15 protein-coding genes are annotated in these 18,173 nt (G+C 73.1%); 11 read left to right on the plus strand and 4 right to left on the minus strand.

The genetic code is table 11. From position 1 onward, the window contains the following. The first annotated feature begins 47 nt into the window (after positions 1–47). The 6 genes from AB0K34_RS00170 to AB0K34_RS00195 all read left to right on the plus strand — a co-directional run bounded on the left by AB0K34_RS00170 (position 48) and on the right by AB0K34_RS00195 (position 7,540). Positions 48–1,517, plus strand: a complete 1,470-nt coding sequence (locus AB0K34_RS00170; RefSeq protein ID WP_364544127.1) for a sulfatase-like hydrolase/transferase — start codon at positions 48–50, stop codon at positions 1,515–1,517. Then, complete coding sequence (locus AB0K34_RS00175; RefSeq protein WP_301174252.1) at positions 1,517–2,338, plus strand: ABC transporter permease; 822 nt, start codon at positions 1,517–1,519, stop codon at positions 2,336–2,338. The genes AB0K34_RS00170 and AB0K34_RS00175 overlap by 1 nt, the downstream gene beginning before the upstream one ends. Then, entirely contained in the window at positions 2,335–3,111 is a 777-nt protein-coding gene (locus tag AB0K34_RS00180; protein ID WP_364544130.1) for an ABC transporter ATP-binding protein, read from the plus strand. Before AB0K34_RS00175 ends, AB0K34_RS00180 begins: the two co-directional genes overlap by 4 nt. Further along, positions 3,108–4,100, plus strand: coding sequence for an aliphatic sulfonate ABC transporter substrate-binding protein (locus tag AB0K34_RS00185; protein WP_364544133.1), 993 nt, complete (start codon positions 3,108–3,110; stop codon positions 4,098–4,100). Before AB0K34_RS00180 ends, AB0K34_RS00185 begins: the two co-directional genes overlap by 4 nt. A 56-nt stretch (positions 4,101–4,156) precedes the next feature. After that, positions 4,157–6,544 carry a family 20 glycosylhydrolase gene (locus AB0K34_RS00190; RefSeq protein ID WP_364544136.1) on the plus strand — a complete coding sequence of 796 codons (2,388 nt, stop codon included), beginning with the start codon at positions 4,157–4,159 and terminating at the stop codon, positions 6,542–6,544. Positions 6,545–6,625: 81 nt separating this feature from the next. Continuing rightward, entirely contained in the window at positions 6,626–7,540 is a 915-nt protein-coding gene (locus tag AB0K34_RS00195; protein ID WP_364544139.1) for a formylglycine-generating enzyme family protein, read from the plus strand. A gap of 7 nt (positions 7,541–7,547) precedes the next feature. On the opposite strand, the gene AB0K34_RS00200 is transcribed toward AB0K34_RS00195, so the two are convergent. Further along, positions 7,548–10,799 (minus strand): BTAD domain-containing putative transcriptional regulator, encoded by a 3,252-nt coding sequence (locus AB0K34_RS00200; protein WP_364544142.1) that lies wholly within the window; start codon positions 10,797–10,799, stop codon positions 7,548–7,550. Between the two features lie 84 nt (positions 10,800–10,883). On the opposite strand from AB0K34_RS00200, the gene AB0K34_RS00205 reads away from it, so the two are divergent. Beyond that, on the plus strand, positions 10,884–12,191 hold the full coding sequence (locus AB0K34_RS00205; RefSeq protein ID WP_364544144.1) for an FAD-binding oxidoreductase: 1,308 nt from the start codon (positions 10,884–10,886) through the stop codon (positions 12,189–12,191). Between the two features lie 82 nt (positions 12,192–12,273). Further along, on the plus strand, positions 12,274–12,699 hold the full coding sequence (locus AB0K34_RS00210) for a DUF3592 domain-containing protein (protein ID WP_364544147.1): 426 nt from the start codon (positions 12,274–12,276) through the stop codon (positions 12,697–12,699). A 52-nt stretch (positions 12,700–12,751) separates the two neighbouring features. Here AB0K34_RS00210 and AB0K34_RS00215 read toward each other — a convergent pair whose 3' ends face one another. Then, the gene (locus tag AB0K34_RS00215; protein ID WP_364544150.1) at positions 12,752–13,684 is read right to left on the minus strand and encodes an oxygenase MpaB family protein; all 933 of its coding nucleotides are present in this window, start codon (positions 13,682–13,684) and stop codon (positions 12,752–12,754) included. An 86-nt stretch (positions 13,685–13,770) separates the two neighbouring features. On the opposite strand from AB0K34_RS00215, the gene AB0K34_RS00220 reads away from it, so the two are divergent. The 3 genes from AB0K34_RS00220 (at position 13,771) to AB0K34_RS00230 (ending at position 16,423) form a co-directional block, all read left to right on the plus strand. After that, positions 13,771–14,388, plus strand: a complete 618-nt coding sequence (locus AB0K34_RS00220; RefSeq protein ID WP_364544152.1) for a TetR/AcrR family transcriptional regulator — start codon at positions 13,771–13,773, stop codon at positions 14,386–14,388. A 68-nt stretch (positions 14,389–14,456) separates the two neighbouring features. Then, positions 14,457–15,164, plus strand: coding sequence for a TRIC cation channel family protein (locus AB0K34_RS00225; protein WP_138640298.1), 708 nt, complete (start codon positions 14,457–14,459; stop codon positions 15,162–15,164). After that, the gene (locus AB0K34_RS00230; RefSeq protein WP_364544156.1) at positions 15,161–16,423 is read left to right on the plus strand and encodes an amidohydrolase; all 1,263 of its coding nucleotides are present in this window, start codon (positions 15,161–15,163) and stop codon (positions 16,421–16,423) included. Before AB0K34_RS00225 ends, AB0K34_RS00230 begins: the two co-directional genes overlap by 4 nt. A 74-nt stretch (positions 16,424–16,497) precedes the next feature. Here AB0K34_RS00230 and AB0K34_RS00235 read toward each other — a convergent pair whose 3' ends face one another. Together AB0K34_RS00235 and AB0K34_RS00240 are read right to left on the minus strand one after the other, a co-directional pair. Further along, positions 16,498–17,391, minus strand: a complete 894-nt coding sequence (locus tag AB0K34_RS00235; protein WP_364544159.1) for a glycoside hydrolase family 19 protein — start codon at positions 17,389–17,391, stop codon at positions 16,498–16,500. A 15-nt stretch (positions 17,392–17,406) separates the two neighbouring features. Further along, positions 17,407–17,928: a lytic polysaccharide monooxygenase auxiliary activity family 9 protein gene (locus tag AB0K34_RS00240; protein WP_301174241.1), complete on the minus strand. Its 522-nt coding sequence runs from the start codon at positions 17,926–17,928 to the stop codon at positions 17,407–17,409. Positions 17,929–18,173: the final 245 nt, after the last annotated feature.

The raw sequence follows: 18,173 nt of genomic DNA on the forward strand, positions 1-18,173 counted from the left end.
AGAGCGCCCATTTCTGTAAACCCTTGGGAATTAATGAACGGAGCGTCGTGTCCTCTCGCAACGTCCTGATCCTCATGACCGACCAGCACCGGGTCGACACGCTGGGCTGCTACGGCAACCCCGTGGTCAGCACCCCGGCGCTGGACGGCGTGGCGGCCGAGGGCACCAGGTTCGACCGGTTCTACACGCCGACCGCGATCTGCACCCCGGCCCGCGCCTCCCTGTTCACCGGCACGCACCCGTTCCGGCACGGCCTGCTCGTCAACCCCGAGCGCAACGGCGGCGCCAAGGACGAGGTGGACGACGACTTCCCCAACTTCGTCCGGCCGCTGCTCGACGCCGGCTACAGCGTCGGCCACGTCGGCAAGTGGCACATCGGGCGCGAGCGCGGCCCCGAGTACTACGGCATGGACGGCGAGCACCTGCCGGGCGCGCTGAACCCGTTCCACCACCCGTCCTACCAGGCGTGGCTCAAGGAGAACGGGCACCCGCCGTTCAAGGTCCGCGACGCGGTCTTCGGCAAGGCGCCCAACGACTCCGGGCGCGGCCACCTGATCGCCGGGCGGCTGGAGCAGCCGGCCGAGGCGACCATCGAGGCGTTCCTCGCGGACCGGACGATCGAGCTGATCGACCGGTACGCCGCCGAGGACAGGCCGTTCGTCCTGACGTGCAGCTGGTACGGCCCGCACCTGCCCTACCTGCTGCCCGACGCCTACTACGACCTGTACGACCCGGCGGACGTCCCGCTGCCCGCGTCGATGGCCGAGACCTTCGACGGCAAGCCCGACGTCCAGCGCCGCTACGCCGAGTACTGGTCGGCCGACCACTTCGACGCCGACGCCTGGCGCAAGCTCATCGCCGTCTACTGGGGCTACGTCACGATGATCGACGAGCAGGCCGGGCGGATCCTCGACCGGCTCCGCGAGCACGGCCTCTGGGACGACACCGCGATCGTGTTCACCGCCGACCACGGCGAGTTCACCGGCTCGCACCGGCTGAACGACAAGGGCCCGGCGATGTACGAGGACATCTACCGGATCCCGGGGATCATCCGGGTGCCGGGCGCGCCGGTCCGGACGGTCGACGAGTTCGCCACGCTCATCGACCTGCACGCGACGATCCTCGACCTCGCCGGGCTGCCCACCGGGGAGCCGTGCGACGGCCGCAGCGTCCTGCCGCTCATCAACGGCGAGGACGACCCGCGCCCCGAGGTGGTCGCCGAGTTCCACGGCCACCACTTCCCGTACTCGCAGCGCATGATCCGGGACCGCCGGTACAAGTTCGTGTTCAACCCCGAGAGCGTCCACGAGCTGTACGACCTGGAGAAGGACCCGCACGAGCTGCGGAACGTCTACACGGCGCCCGCCTACGCGGAGGTGCGCCGGGACATGACCGTCCGGCTGTACCGGGAGCTGGTGCGCCGGGGCGACCCCGCCTACACCTGGATGAGCTACATGGCCGACATCGGCACGGGCCGCGCGCCCGACGTCGACGGCGTCGCCGACGAGGTCGCGTGATGGCCGCCGTCGAGAAGAGCAAGGCGCCCACCGGCGTGAAGCCGCCGGAGACCGCGAAGGCGAAGGCCCGCAAAGCGCGGGCGCGCACCGCCGGGCTGACCGCCGCGTCCGCCGTCCTCGGCATCGGCGTGTGGATCGGGCTGTCCAAGAGCGGCATCGACGGGTTCCCCGGCCCGGTGTCGGTCGTCGAGCGCGCCGGGGAGCTGATCGAGCAGGGCACGCTGTTCAGCGACCTGTTCGACAGCCTCCGCCGGGTGCTGATCGGGTTCGTGCTGGGCGTCCTGCTCGCGATCCCGGTCGGGTTCGCGATGGGCTGGTACCCGGTGCTGCGCGGCCTGTTCGAGCCGTGGCTGCAGTTCTTCCGGATGATCCCGCCGCTGGCGATCATCCCGCTGGCGGTCGTGCTGATGGGCATCGACGAGACCCCGAAGATCTTCGTGATCTTCCTGGCGTCGTTCCTGTCGTCGGTCGTGTCGACCTACCAGGGCGTGATCTCGGTCGACAAGACGCTGATCAACGCCGCGCGGGTGCTCGGCGCCCGGGACCGGACGCTGTTCACCGACGTCGTGGTGCCGGCCTCGACCCCGTTCATCCTCGTCGGCATGCGGATCGGGCTCGGCGCGTCCTGGGCGACGGTCGTGGCGGCCGAGCTGATCGCCGCGCAGGGCGGGCTCGGCTACCGGATGCAGCAGGCGCAGCTCTACTACGAGCTGCCCACCATCTTCGTCTCGCTGATCGTGATCGGGCTCGTCGGGCTCGTGATGGACCGGCTGCTGCTCCTCGCCGAGCGGCGGCTCACCGGATGGCAGGAGCGCCGATGACCAAGATCGCCTTCCGGGACGTCACCCACCGGTTCGAGACGTTCACCGCGCTCGACCACGTCTCGCTCAACATCGCCGATGGCGAGTTCGTGACGGTCGTCGGGCCGTCCGGCTGCGGGAAGAGCACGCTGCTCAACCTCGCTGCGGGCCTGCTCGAACCCGGCGCGGGCACCGTCGAGGTGGACGGCGAGCGGGTCAAGGGGCCCGGTCCCGAACGCGGCGTGATCTTCCAGCAGTACGCGCTGTTCCCCTGGATGAGCACCCGCAAGAACGTCGAGTTCGGGCTGAAGATCGCCGGGGTGGCGAAGAAGGAGCGCCGCGCCACCGCCGAGCACTACCTCGACCTCGTCGGGCTCGCCGACTTCGCCGACGCGCTCCCGAAGACGCTGTCGGGCGGGATGAAGCAGCGCTGCGCGATCGCCCGCGCCTACGCGGTGAACCCGTCGGTGCTGCTGATGGACGAGCCGTTCGGCGCGCTCGACGCGCTCACCCGCGTCCAGCTCCAGGATGGCCTGCTCGACACCTGGACCCGCGAGCGGCGCACCGTCATGTTCATCACCCACGACGTGGACGAGGCCGTCTACCTGGCCGGACGGGTGGTCGTGATGGCCGCCCGCCCCGGCCGCGTGCACCGGGTCATCGACGTCGACCTGCCCTACCCCCGCACCGAGGAGATCCGCCTGTCGCCGGAGTTCGACGAGCTCCGCCGCGAGGTCTGGAAGGCCGTCTACCACCAGCCCCCCGCCCCGACCCCCGAAGGGACCACCCGATGAGATCACTGCGACTGCTGGCCGTGTCGCTGCTGCTGGTGCCGCTCGCCGCCGCGTGCGGCGGGGACGACGGCGGCGACGGCGGGACGACCGTCAAGTTCGGCTACACCGCCGACTTCGCCGGCGCGGCCACGCTCGCCGCCGCCGGCAAGCTCGACCTGTGGAAGAAGGCCGGGCTGAAGCCGGAGCTGAAGGTGTTCACCAACGGCCCGCTGCAGATCCAGGCGCTCGGCGCGGGCGACCTCGACTTCGGCTACATCGGCCCCGGCGCGACGTGGCTCCCCGCGTCCGGCAAAGCCAAGATCGTCGCGGTGAACATGCTCGGCCAGGCCGACCGCATCATCGCCACCCCGAAGTCCGGCATCAAGGACATCGCCGGGCTGCGCGGCAAGAAGGTCGCGGTGCCGGAGGGGACGTCCGGCGACATGCTGCTCCAGCTCGCGCTGAAGAAGGCGGGCATGGCGCCGAAGGACGTCGAGCGCGTGCCGATGGACCCGAGCACCGTGGTCACCGCGTTCTCGTCCGGCAAGGTGGACGCCGCCGCGATCTGGTACCCGCTGATCGACACCATCAAGAAGCGCACCCCGGACCTGGTCGAGCTGTCGAAGAACGCCGACTTCTTCCCGGCCATGTCGTTCCCCAGCTCGTTCGTCGCCCGCAACGAGATCGTGAAGGACGACTCCGCGACCGCCCGCAAGGTCGTGAAGGTGCTGCAGGAGGCCAACGACTGGGTGAACGGGCACACCACCGAGGCGGAGGAGACCGCCGCGAAGTTCCTCAAGGTGCCGCCCGCGCAGTTCAAGGGCTCGTCCGCCGTCACGAAGACGTTCACCTCCGCCGAGCTGATCAAGTACTCGGGCGACGGGACGGTGAACGGCTGGTTCAAGGGCCTGTCGGACATCTTCGTCGCGATGGGCAAGCTGCCGTCCTCCCCCGACCCGAAGACCTACTACACCGCCGACCTCTACACGAACGCCGCCGCCGGGAAGTGACCCGGACCCCGGCCGGCGCGCGCCGGCCGGACCGCCGATGAGGAGGCACCACCCCCATGCCCCGTCCCCCCATTCGACGTAAGCGCACCTTGGCGACCGCCGCCGCGGCCGCCCTCACCCTCACCGCCCTTTCCCCGCTCGCCGCCTCGGCCGAGACGCCGGACGCCGACCCCGTCAACCTGGCGCTGGCCGGGACGGCGACCGCGTCCAGCGTCGAACTCGACCGGGACTCGTTCGCGGCGTCCCAGGTCAACGACGGCGACACCGGCACCCGGTGGTCGTCGAAGTACGCCGACGACAACTGGGTGCAGGTCGAGCTGGCCGCCGCCGCGAAGATCGACCACGTCACCCTCGTCTGGCCGAACGCCTGCGCCCGCGACTTCGCGCTGCAGACGTCCGCCGACGGCGTCGCCTGGACGACCGTGACCCGGTCGCAGCGCGACACCTGCCCCCGCACCGACACGATCGACGTCGGGGCGACCGCGAAGTTCGTCCGGATGCAGGGCTTCCAGCGCTGGGCGTCCTACGGCTACTCGATCTCGGAGTTCCAGATCTGGGACCGGCCCGCCCCGCGGACGCTCGGGCTCGTGCCGAAGCCCGTCTCCGTCGCCGAGGCCGACGGGCCCGGCTACCGGCTCGACCCGGCCGCGTCCATCGCCGCGATCGGGGACGGCGCGCAGGCGCCCGCCGCCTACCTGGCGAAGGTGCTGCGGCCGTCCACCGGCTACAAGCTGCCGGTCGTGACCGCGCGGAAGGGGCGCGGGCAGATCGTCGTCAGGGTCGGCTCCGGGCTCGGGCCGTCCGGGCGGCCGGAGGGCTACGCCCTCACGGCGAACCCGGCGAAGGTCACCATCGAGGCGTCCACCGCGAACGGCGCGCTCAACGGCGTCCAGACCCTGCGGCAGCTGTTCCCGCAGTGGGTCGAGTCGCCCGCGAAGGTCCGCGCCGACTGGACGGTGCCGCAGGTCGAGATCACCGACTACCCGCGGTTCGCGCACCGCGGCATGATGCTCGACGTCGCCCGCAGCTTCTACCCGGTGGACGAGGTCAAGAAGTACATCGACGCCGCCGCCCAGTTCAAGATCAACCGGCTGCACCTGCACCTGAGCGACGACCAGGGCTGGCGGATCGCGCTCGACGCCCCGGCGGAGAACCCGTCCGGGATCGAGTATCCGAAGCTGACCTCCGTGTCCGGCCGCACCGCCATGACGTACAACGACGGCGGGCAGCAGATGGGCACCGAACTCGGCGTGACCGGCTTCTACACGAAGGCCGACTACCGCGAGATCGTCCGGTACGCGGGGGCGAGCGGCATGACCGTCGTGCCCGAGATCGACATGCCCGGCCACACCAACGCCGCGCTGCACGCGATCCCGCAGCTCAACAGCGCCGGGTCCAAGCCCGCGCTGAAGCCCGGCGAGACGACCGTCCCGGCGAACGGCACCCCGAACGTCGGCTACTCGTCCTTCGACGCCGCGAACCCGGCGACGTACGAGTTCACGAAGCAGGTCCTCACCCAGATCGCGGAGCTGACGCCCGGCCCGTACCTGCACATCGGCGGGGACGAGTCGCACAGCACCAGCCACGCCGACTACACGACGATGGTGGACGCCTTCACCGGCCAGGTGGACGCGCTCGGCAAGACGGTCGTTGGCTGGAACGAGACCGCCGGGACGTCGCTGCCGCAGGGCAACGCGGTCGTCCAGTTCTGGAACGGCAACCGGAACGCCGTCGCCAACGCGGTCACTTCCAGGGGCGCCAAGGTGATCCTGTCCCCGGCGGGCAACACCTACGTCCCGCAGAAGCAGGACTCCCGGCAGCCACAGGGCGGCACCTGGGCGTGCGGCGGGCCGTGCGGCCTCGACCGGCACTATGGCTGGGACCCCGGCACCTACATCCCCGGCATCTCCGAGGAGAGCGTGCTCGGCGTCGAGTCGGCCCTGTGGGGCGAGTTCATCCGGCGGCTCCCGCAGGCGCAGTACTACAGCTACCCGCGCCTCGCCGCCACCGCCGAGGTCGGGTGGACGCCGCAGTCCAAGCGCGACTACACCGGCTTCACCGGGCGGCTCGCCGCGGTCGGCGGGCGGCTGACGCTCCAGGGCGTCAACTTCTTCCCGACCTCCGACGTGCCGTGGCCGGCGGCCGCGCTCGGCGCCGACCGGACCGTCCCGGCGGGCACGCCGGCCGGTGCGGCCTGGACGGTCACCGCGCCCGCCGCCGGAACGCTCACCGGCACCGTCCGCTGGAGCGACGGCGTCGAGGAGGACGTCACGCTCACCACGTCCCGCGCCGCCAGCATCCCCGACATGCGCGGCAACGCCGCCTTCACCGCCGTCTCCGACCGGACGTTCGACGCGCCCGGGACCTACACCGCGACCCTCACGATCCGGCCGTCGTCCGGCCAGGCGCCCGTGGAAGCGCCGCTGACCCTGACCGTCTCCTGACCCTGACCGTCTCCTAGACCAGTGCGCGGGGACGGGGGACCGTCGCCCGGCCCCGTCCCCGCGCACGCCAGACCTGGAGCCATGACCCCGAACGACCTCCCGGCCTGCTGCGCCGCCTCCCGCTCCGCCTCACCCGGCGCCGCGTGGGAGGCGGCGGCGCTGCCGCAGCTCGCCGTCCCGCGCCCGTCCGCCCCGGCGCCCTCACAGATGATCGCCCTCCCGGGCGGCACCTTCCGGATGGGCAACGAGGACGCCAACGCCAACCCCTACGACGGGGAGGGACCCGTCCGGGACGTGCACGTCGGCCCGTTCCGTATCGACGCGCACACCGTCACCAACGCCGAGTTCGCCCGGTTCGTCGACGCCACCGGCTACCGGACGGAGGCCGAGCACTTCGGCTGGTCCTACGTCTTCAAGGGCCTGCTGAGCCCGGAGGCGGCGGACGCGGCCCCGTCACCGGCCGGGACGCCGTGGTGGCGCGCCATCGAAGGCGCCACGTGGAGCCGTCCCGAAGGGCCGGGCAGCGACATCGGCGACCGCGCGGCGCATCCGGTCGTCCACGTCTCCTGGAACGACGCGTCCGCGTACGCGGCCTGGGCCGGGAAGCGCCTGCCGACCGAGGCCGAATGGGAGTACGCCGCACGCGGCGGCCTCGACCAGGCCACCTATCCCTGGGGCGACGAGCTCGACCCGGACGGCGAGACCCGGTGCAACATCTGGCGGGGCGCCTTCCCCGACCAGCACGACGGGCGTCCCGGACCCGTCGCCGTCGACTCGTTCGAGCCGAACGCCTACGGGCTCTACAACACCGTCGGCAACGTGTGGGAGTGGTGTGCCGACCCGTTCACCCCGTCCGGTGACGCGCGCGCGATGCGCGGCGGCTCGTACCTGTGCCACGACTCCTACTGCAACCGGTACCGCGTCGCCGCCCGCACCGCCAACACCCCCGACTCCAGCACCGGCAACACCGGCTTCCGCTGCGCCGCCGACGCCTGACGCACCTCTAGAGATACGCGCCGCTCTGGGACTCCCAGTAGGTGAGCCCGAGGCGCCGGTGCACCTGCTGGGCCGCGCGGGCGTGCGCGCGGGCGGCGTCCTCATCGCCGAGGGTCCGGGCCAGTTCCGCCAGGACGAGCCGGGTCGAGCCCCAGCAGCACGTGCCCATCCCCGCCACGACGAACTGATCTGCGTACGGGGTGAGGCGCTCGTAGAGGTCGCGGGGGTCGGGGGTGCCGAGGCGGGCGGCGACCAGGCCCCAGACCGGGAGGAGGAAGTCGGCCACCCAGTCGTCGGGGATATCCGTCCCCCAGCGGCCGATCAGGTCGCGGGCCAGCGCGGGACGGTCCGCCTCCACGGCCGCGAGGACGGCGACGGGCCGCAGCGGGACGAGGTGCGGCTCGGCGGCGGCGGCGGTCACCAGCTCGTCCAGGATCTCCGGGACGCGGCCCTGAGCGCGGCGGCACGTGAACGTCGTGACGAGGCGGCGGAAGGCGCTGCCCCAGACCGTCGACCCGAACCGCATGTCGCCGTACCGGGCGAGCAGGTTTTCGGCGTCGTCCCAGCGCGCGTCGAGGGTGCTGCGCGCGGTCTGCGCGATGCGGACCATCGACTCCAGCTGGGGCCCCGGGGCCGCGCTCAGCAGCGCCTCGCACCGGGCCAGCTCCCGGTCCCAGCCGGGCAGGTCGCCGTCGCGGAGCAGGCAGGACATCAGGAAGACCCGCGCCATCACCTCGCCGCTCGCGGGCAGGCCGGGCAGCTCCGCCAGCTCGGCGGCCACCGCGCGGCGCGCGGCGTTGCGGCCGGGCCGGAACGCGGCGAGCAGGTAGTTGTTCATCGCGCGGGCCAGCAGCGGCGCCTCGCCGGTCTCGCGGGCGATGCCGACGGCCGCGGCGGCGTGGCGCTCGCCTTCGGCGCTGCGCGGGCCGTAGTGCAGTTCCAGGGCGAGCGCGCCGAGGAGTTCGGCGCGGGCGGCGTCGGGGAGCGGGCCGTCCAGGAGGTCTTCGATGGCGGTGACCATGGCGGCGTCGACCACGCCGTAGGGGCGCCAGTTCCACAGGGACGGTCCGCCGATCGCCGTGACGGCCGCGATCAGCGTGTCCCGGTCGCCGGTCTTGCGGGCGAGGTCGATCGCCTGCTCCCAGGCGCGGCGCGCGTCCTGCGGCTTCCCGGCGCTGCGGAGCGCCTGCCCGAGTTCGGTGAGCAGCCGCGCGCGCTCGTCGTCCCGTCCGTGCGGGAGGGCTTGGAGTGCCATCGACCAGAAGTCGGCGGCCTCGGTGTAGGCGAGCTGGCCGGACGCGTGCCCTGCCGCGCGCGAGGCGTACTTCACGGCCTTGTCCGCGCCGCCGAGCGCGCGCGCCTGCACGAAGTGGTGCGCCAGGGTCGCCGCCTCGGCGTCCGGCAGGACGGGTTCCAGCGCCTCCCCGGCGCGCAGGTGCAGCCGCGACCGCTCCAGCCGGTCGAGCCCGGCGTAGAGCGCCTCCTGGACGAGGGCGTGCGAGAACCGGTAGTCGGGCCCGGACGGCGGCTCGACCAGCAGCCCCGCCGCGACGGCCGGCTCCAGCGCCGCCATGACCTCGGCGGCCGTCGCGTCGGCCACGGCCTCCAGCAGCCCGACGCCGACGTCCCGGCCGGCGACGGCGGCGGCCCCGAGCATCGCGCGGGTCTCCGCCGGCAGCCGGGCGGCGCGCCGCTCGATCACGATCCCCACCCCGGCCGGCACCGCCGACAGGTCGCCCCCGCCGCCGCGCAGGCGCAGGACTTCCTCCAGGTAGAAGGGGTTGCCGCCCGTCCTGCCGTGGAGCGCGGCGACCAGGCCCGGCTCCTCGGTGATCTTCTGGGCGCGCAGGTAGGACGCCACGTCCCCGGCGGTGAACGGGGGCAGTTCAAGCCGTTCCCCGGACCGCGCCAGCACCGCCAGCGCGTCGCGGAGGTCGCCGGGGTGGTCGCCGGGTTCCGGACGGCACGTGACGAGGACGAGCAGCCGGTGCCGCGCCGCCGCCTCCGCGACGAAGCGCAGCAGGCGGAGCGAGGACGCGTCCGCCCAGTGCAGGTCGTCCAGGACGATCGCCAGCGGCGCTTCTCCGCCGGTCAGCGCGTCCACGACCCGCTCGTACAGCCGGAACAGCGCGTCGCCGGGGTCCTGGCCGGGTTCCGGAGCGGAGAGGGTCTCGGCGCCCGCCCCCGCGTCGCGGAGGATCTGCGTCCATGGCCAGAAGGCCGGGGCGGTGCCGTCCACGCAGCGGCCCCAGGCGACGCGGAAGCCGTGTGCCTCGGCCAGGTCGGCGGCGGCGCGGGCGAGCCGGGTCTTGCCGATCCCGGCCTCGCCGCTGATCAGGACTGCACCGCCCCGGCCGCGTCCCGTCTCGTCCAGCACCGCGGCGACGCGCGCCAACTGCGCGGACCGGGCGACGAGCGAGTCCTCGCGCGCTTCCGCGGCGGGCGGTGCGGGACGGCGCAGCTCCGGCGCCTGGTCGAACACGGCCCGCTCCAGCTCCCGCAGCTCGGGCCCAGGGGTGAGGCCGAGGTCGTCGGCGAGCCGCGTCCGGACGCGGCGCAGCGCGGCGAGCGCGTCGGCCTGCCGCCCGGCCCGGTAGAGCGCCAGCACGAGCAGGGACCAGGCGCGCTCCCGGTACGGCCCGTCCTCGACGAGCGCCTCCAGGCCGGGAATCAGGGAGGCCGCCTCGCCGAGCGCGAGGCGGGCGTCGAAGCGGTCCTCCAGTGCGGCGGCGCGCACCTCTGCCAGCCGACTCACGGCAGGCTGGGCGAACTCCTGGTCGGCGAACTCGCCCACCGGATCGCCGCGCCACAAGCCGAAGGCCCTGTCCAGGATCTCGACGGCCTCCCGGTGGGCTCTGCGCGACAGTGCCGCCCGTCCCTCGTCCGCCAGGGCGGTGAACCGCCACAGGTCGACCCGCTCGGGCGGGACCGCGAGCAGGTAGCCCGGTTCGCGGGTCAGCAGGACGCGGGGCGGGGTGCGCGGCGGCCGGTCCGGCTCCAGCACCTTCCGCAGGTGCGCGATGTAGGCGCGCAGGGTGGGGGTCGCTCCGGCGGGCGGCTCCCCGGCCCACAGCTCGTCGATCAGCCGGTCCAGCGACACCACCCGGCCGGGTTCGAGCGCGAGCATCGCCACCAGCGCGCGCTGCTTGCGCGTCCCCAGGTCGAGGACTCCCCGCTCACCGTCGGCCACGGCGAGCGGGCCGAACAGCCGGATCTCCAGCGCCCCCACAGCCCTCCCCCAGAACACCCGAAAGCTCACATTACGGCACCTCAATCCGACCCCAGCTCGATCCCAATCCCCGGACGCGAAAGTGAGGCCATCGCACCGACGGAAGGACGAACGATGAGCATCGGGGACGAACTGCGGGCCGTGGTGACCGGCACGGTGACGGCGGCGGGCGAGGACGGGTTCGAGCGGGCGCGGCGCGCCTGGAACCTCGCCGTCGACCAGCCCGTCCGGGCGGTGGTCGAGGCCGCAGGCGCCGACGACGTCGCCGCGCTGGTCCGGTACGCCCGGCGGGCCGGGCTGACCATCGCGACCCAGCCGAGCGGCCACGGCGCCGCCGGCAACACCGGCGAGGTGGTCCTGCTGCGCACCGCCCGCCTGGACGAACTGCACATCGACCCGGCCCGCCGGACCGCCCGCGCCGGCGCGGGCGTCCCGTGGGGCCGCGTCCTGGAGGCGGCGAGCCCGCACGGCCTCACCGGCCTGGCCGGCAGCAGCCCGGTCGTCACCGTCACCGGCTACACCCTCGGCGGGGGCCTCAGCTGGTTCGGCCGCAAGCACGGCTTCGCCGCCGCCTCCGTCCGCGCCTTCGACGTCGTCGACGCGACCGGGGAGCGCGCCCGCGTCACCGCCGACGACGACCCCGACCTGTTCTGGGCCCTGCGCGGCGGTGGCGGCGACTTCGCCATCGTCACCGCGATCGAGTTCGACCTGCACCCGGCACCGCACCTGTACGGCGGCCGGATGCTGTGGCCCGGCGCCCACGCCCCCGCCGTCCTGGACGCCTACCGCGACATCACCGCGACCGCACCGGACGAGCTGAGCGCCTGGTACGAACTCCTGCACTTCCCCGGCGCGGACCCGATGGTCGCGGTCGACGCGACCTTCCTCGGCGCGGGCGGCGACGCCGAGGCCCTGCTGCGCCCGCTGGAGAAGATCCCCGGGCGCCTCGCCGACACCCGCGCCGTCCTGCCGCCGGCGGAGCTCGGCTCCATCACCGCCGAGCCCACCGACCCCGGCCCCGGCCTGTCCCGCGCCGAACTCCTCACCGGCCTGGACGACGAGGTCGCCGCCGCCCTGCTGGAACGGCCCGTCGAGCCGCTCCTCAGCGTCCAGGTCCGGCACCTCGGCGGGGCGCTCGCCCGCCCGTCCGGCACACCCGCCGGGCACCTGGACGAGCCGTTCGCCCTCTACATGTTCGGCATCCCCGGCGCGGACGGCGGCGCCGCCGTCCGCGACCGCCAGCGGGAGATCGCGGACGCGCTCGCCCCGCACGTCACGGGCCGCAAGCCGTTCACCTTCCTGGCCCCGGGTGAGCGCGCGGCAGCCGCCTTCACCGCCCCGGCCCTGGAGCGGCTCCGGACCCTCAAGCGGGCCCGCGACCCGCGCGGGACGTTCCGCAGCAACTTCCCCGTCCTCGGCTGACCCGACGCGACAACCGGACACATTGCGCCAATCACCGCCCAATCCGGAACACATGATCGCCGCGCCGCGTCGAACCGGTGTGGTGAGGACGAGGCCGCGGCTCCGGCGCGGCGTTCATGTGGGCTTCGTGTTCGGCGCCGTCGCGCTGGGGCTGATCGCGGTGACCTGGGGCGGCGGCGCGGTCGCCGCCGCCCTGGACCAGTGGGGCAAGCACAAGGTGACCGCGCAGGTGCTGTCCGTCCACGCGCACGAGTACCCGAAGTTCCTCAGCATCCGGTACACCACCCGCGACGGCCGGAAGATCCTCACCGTCATGGACGAGCGGCACGCCGAGGACGTGAAGAAGGGCGCGGAGATCGAGGTCCTCTACGACCCCGACGACCCCGAGGAAGCGCAGCGGTACCAGCGGCTCGGGTCCGCACCGGTCGTGGTGGCCGCCTTCGCGGCCGGCGCGGCGGTCCTCGGCACCGCCGCGTACCGGACGCGAGGCAAGGCCGCCGCCACCTAGCCGATGCAGAACTCGCGCAGCTCGTCGTCCGCGGGTCACATCGGAGGGGCGCTCATATGGGACGGTGGGCGAGGGCGCGCTCCAGGCGCTCCTGGGCGCGGGCCGCCTGCCGGGCGCGGTAGGCGATCGGCATGTACCGGACGCGTTCCGGCAGCAGCGGCGTGCTCCGCCCGATGACCCGCGCGGCGAGCCGCAGCCGGCGCTCGTCCGACGCGGTCCAGGACAGGCCGAGCTTCGCGCGCGCCGCCTCCGGGAGGGTGCCGATCGTGATCAGCCGTCCGAGCCGCCCGCCGGCCTCGCTCAGCGGCGCGACCGCCGGGCGCAGCGGCCGCGGCACGTTCGGCGGCACCCGGCTCATCTGCGCGAGCACCTCGTACGCCACCTTGTGCGGGACGAGGGTGTTCGCCACCATGTCGTCGAAGTACTCCCAGTACTCGGGAATGCTCGCCGGCAGCATCCGCTCCGGCACCCGCAGGATGCGGCCGAGCTGGAGGAACTCGTCGAAGATCTGCTGCTCCTCCTCGGGGGTCATCGGCGCGGGCGCGAAGTACTTCGACGCGGTGACGGCGGCGTAGAAGCCGGTGAGGTGCACCCACGCCCACGGCTCGGCCGACAGCGCGTGGTGGCGCCGCCCGTCCTCGTCCACCGCGCTGAGCGTCTTGTGCATCTCGCGCAGCCGCCGCCCCTCCTCGATGGCGGTGCGGCCGCCGTACACCCAGGTCTGCACCGAGGCGAAGCTGCGCGCCGCGCGGCCGAGCGGGTCGGTGCGGAAGCTCGACCGCCGGTCGACGACGGTCCCGATCGCCGGATGCATGACCTGCAGGATGAACACGCTGTTGCCCGCGATCGCCGACGTGTAGAGCCCCATCTGCTCCCACAGCAGCGACCCCGGTCCGAACGGGACGGGCTCGCCGGGGCGCTCCCTCTCGGCCCCGCCGTCCGGGTCGGCGGGCGGGCTCGCGGGCGTCCCATCGGTCACCGTCATCTGCGCTACCTCCTGACGAAGCGACTGAGTTAAGCTAAACGCGAATAAGTAGTCGCTTACAAGTCGCGTTTCGGGAGGACCGGCCGATGGCCTCCTCACCTGGGCTGTCGCCCCGCAGGATCCCCGCGCAGGACCGGTCGCGCCGCACCGTCGAGCGCATCCTGGAGGCCGCCACTCGCGTTCTGTCCGAGCGCGGCTACGACGGCGCGTCCACCAACCGGATCGCCAAGGCCGCCGGAATCAGCAACGGATCGCTGTACCAGTACTTCCCCAACAAGGACGCGATCGTCATCGCCGTCCTCGACCGGTTCGCCGACCATCTCGCCGACCGGCTCGGCGCCGAGATCGAGACCACGATGAGCCTGCCCTGGGCGGACGCCGGGCGGGCGCTGCTGGACGTCCAGATCCGGCTGTTCGAGGAGAACGCCGACCTGCTGCGCATCATCGTCGAGCAGGTGCCGCGGCTCGGCCCGTTCGACAAGCTCGCGGCGCTGCAGCGGCGCCTGACCGACCTCGTCCGCGTCTACCTGCTGCTCAACCGGGCCGAGTTCCGCCCCGACCTCGACATCGACGCGACGCTGTGGATCATCACCGAGACCGCCGGGCTGCTGTCCATCAAGTACGTCCTGGACCGGCCGCCCATCCCGCACGAGCGGATGGTGGACGAGCTCGCCGACCTCGTCATCGGCTACATCCGCGGCTGACCGGGCGCGATGGCCCGCGCCGTTCGGGGCACGTCCATGATGGAGGGCCGAAGATCGGGAGGGCGGACGTGGCCGAGTGGCTGTCTCCGGAGACGCTCAACACCATCACGCGCTATCTCGACCTGGCCGGGGTGCTCGCCTGCGGGCTGCTGGGCGGCGTGGTCGCGCGCGCCGAGGGCCTCGACCTGTTCGGCTACCTCGTCGTCGGCACCATCTCCGGGCTCGGCGGCGGCATCATCCGCGACACCCTGCTCCAGCACGGCACCCCGGTGGCCCTGACGGACGCCGCCTACCTGCCGACCGCGTTCGCGGGCGCGTTCCTCGCGTTCCTGATCAGCCTCAGCGAGGAGCAGTGGGACCGGCTCTTCACCCCGCTGGACGCCGCCGTCATCAGCTTCTGGGCGGTGGCGGGCGCGCAGAAGACCCTCGCCGCCGGGCTCGGATGGTTGCCCGCGGTGCTGCTGGGCACCATCACCGCCGTCGGGGGCGGCGCGGTCCGCGACCTGCTGCGCGGCCGGGTGCCGAGCGTGCTCGGCGGCAACGCGCTCTACGCGACCGTGGCCGTGGCCGTCGCCGCCGTGTACACCGTCTGCTTCTACCTGAAGGCGCCGACGATCGGGATCATCGTCGGGATCCCGCTGGGGCTGGCCTTCCGCATGATCGCCCACCGCCGCGGCTGGCAGCTTCCCGGCGGGCTGGCGCTGGAGCAGTCCACCGCGCTGCGCAGGGTCCGGCGCAGGAGGCGGCGCGGAACGCGAAGGGGGGAGAGGCCATGACCACCGACACCGTCGACACCGTCCTCGCCGGGCTGGACGACGCCCGCCCGCACCTGGAGGACTTCTACACCGACCTCCACGCGCACCCTGAACTCGGCCTGGCCGAGCACCGCACGGCCGGACGGGTGGCCGAGCGGCTCCGCGCGTGGGGGTACGACGTCATCGACGGCGTGGGCGGCACCGGCGTGGTGGGCGTCCTCGCCAACGGCGACGGCCCGACCGTGCTGCTGCGCGCCGACATGGACGCCCTCCCGGTCAAGGAGGACACCGGCCTCCCCTACGCCTCGACCGCGACCGTCACCGGCGACGACGGGCGGCCCCAGCCCGTGATGCACGCCTGCGGGCACGACGTCCACGTCACCTGCCTGCTCGGCTTCGCCCGCCTCATGGCGGACGCGCGGGACGCCTGGCGGGGCACGATCGTCCCGCTGTTCCAGCCGTCCGAGGAGAACTCCGCCGGTGCGAGCGCCATGGTGAAGGACGGCCTGGCCGACCGGATCCCGCGTCCCGACGTGGCGCTCGCGCAGCACGTCCTGCCCTACCCGGCCGGGTACGTCGGCGTGCGGCCCGGCCCGTTCCTGTCCGCCGCCGACAGCCTGCGCATCACCCTGTACGGGCGCGGCGGCCACGGCTCCATGCCGCAGGCGACCGTCGACCCCGTCGTCATGGCGGCGATGTGCGTGCTGCGGCTGCAGACGATCGTGTCCCGCGAGCTGACCCCCACCACCCCGGCCGTGGTGACCGTGGGCGCCGTCCAGGCCGGGTCGAGCCCCAACGTCATCCCCGACACGGCCGTGCTGCTCGTGAACATCCGCACCTACGACGACGCGACGCGGCGGCACGTCCTCGACGCGGTGAAACGCCATGTCGACGCCGAGGCCGCGGCCTCCGGCGCGCCGCGCGAGCCGGACATCGAACGCTTCGGCACCTTCCCGCCGACCGTCAACGACGCCGACGTGGCCGGACGCCTCGCGCGGGCGTTCGCCGCCCGCTTCGGCGACGACTCCCACGAGATCGAGTTGCAGACGGCCAGCGAGGACTTCAGCGAGATCCCCAAGGCGCTGGACGCGCCGTTCGCCTACTGGGGCATCGGCGGGATCGACCCCGCCCGCTACGCCGAGGCCGCCGAGCGGGGCACCGTCCAGCGGGACGTGCCCGTGAACCATTCGCCTCAGTTCGCCCCCGTCATCCAGCCCACGCTGGACACCGGCGTCACCGCCCTCACCGTCGCCGCCCTCGAATGGCTCGACACGCATTGACACTCGACACGCATTGACACGGGACGGCCCGCGCCCGGGGTGCCGGGCGCGGGCCGTCCGTCCGTCCGCGGGCGTCAGCAGGTCAGGTTGCCGCCGGCCGGGACGCCGAGGATCTGCGTGAACCGCTGGTAGGCGTTCACACGGCTCTGGACCTGCGCCGGGTTCCTGCCGTCGCACTCCAGGGCGCCGTTGATGCTGCGGATCGTCTCGCCGAAGCCGCGTCCGTTGACCATGGCGCTGTGCCCGGTCATGGTCCCGGGACCGTTCTGGGTCATCCAGTACCAGAGCCCGGTCTTCCACGCCACGGACGCGTCCCGCTCGACGAGCCACGGGTTGTTCAGCAGGTCGATGCCGAGGGCGTCGCCCGCCGCCTTGTAGTTGAAGTTCCAGCTCAGCTGGATCGGACCGCGGCCGTAGTAGGCCGCCTGACCGGCCGGGCACCCGTACGGCTGGCTGGCGTCGCAGTAGTGCGGGTAGTTGCCGGTGTTCTGCTCGACGATGTAGACGAGACCGCCGGTCTCGTGGTTGACGTTGGCCAGGAAGGCCGCCGCCTCCTGCTTCTTCACCGTGTCGCCGCCCGTGGTGGCGAAGGCGGGGAACGACGCCATCGCCGCGGTCAGGCCGCGGTAGGTGTAGAAGGAGTTGCGGCTCGGGAACATCTGGTTGAACTGGGCCTCGCTGACCACGAAGCCGGAGGGGTCGGGCGGGTCGGGCGGCTCGGTGGAGCCGCCGCCGCACGTCCCCTGGTCCGTCCAGACGTAGGCGCTGCCGGGAGTCTCGTTCTGCGTCCACCACCGCGCCGCCCAGTTGTGCCCGTTGTAGGACACGGTCGCCCCGCCGGTGTATGCGGTCGAGGCGCTCCAGGCCGCCGCGCAGTCCGCGGCGGCGGCGGGCGAGGCGGGCAGGACGGCCGGCAGCACCCCGGCCGCGAGCAGCACGGCGGCGAGCGCCGTCAGGAAGCGGTGCACCTGGTCACTCCCCCGTCACTGGACCTGGACGTCGACGCAGGCGTAGAAGGCGTTGGCGGTGTCGGCGATGTTCCAGACCGCGAGCACCTTCTGCCGCCCGCTGACGCCGCCGAGGTTGACGCTGTGGGAGACGCTGGACGGCGGCTGCTGGTTGTGGCCGTCGACGACCGCGACGCGCCGGCCGCCGACGTAGTACTCGTAGTTGAGGGTGCGGTGCCGGGCGGTGAACGTCCAGGTGAAGGTCACCGTGTTGCCGACGGTCGTGGCGCGCCACGGCAGGCTGTCGTCGTCGAGCTCGCGGAAGCGGGCGTTGCCGCCGCTGCAGCTCTGCAGGCCCTTCGGCCCTTCGACGCTCTGCGGCTCCCACTGGATCGAGCCGCACTGGACGATGCGCTGCGCGCACTGGGCCTGCCGGCTCATCGGGGCCGAGACGTAGCCGTGGGCGAGGGCGGCGGTCGCCGGGAGGACGACCGCGACGAGGGGGGCGACTCCGAGGCCCGCCGCGACGGCGGCGAACCTGCGTGCTGACTTCTTCATGGCGGGGGGTCCTTGGGTGAGCGGGGTGGTCATGGACGCGCGGCTGCCACCCGGCGATGGAGGGGAGCGGGGCATGGGAGACTCCATCGGATAGGAAACTTTCCTATCGGTTAGGCGCACGGTAACCCGCCGTCCGCCTCCGTTCAACCCTCCGTCGGGACGGCCGCTCCGGGCCCGGCATGACCAGCCCAGGCAGGAAACCGAACCAGGCCGGCGCCCTTCCGAAGATTGGCGGGATCTGCCGA

It is taken from the genome of Actinomadura sp. NPDC049382 (genome assembly GCF_040677125.1).
GTDB classification, from domain to species: domain Bacteria; phylum Actinomycetota; class Actinomycetes; order Streptosporangiales; family Streptosporangiaceae; genus Spirillospora; species Spirillospora geliboluensis.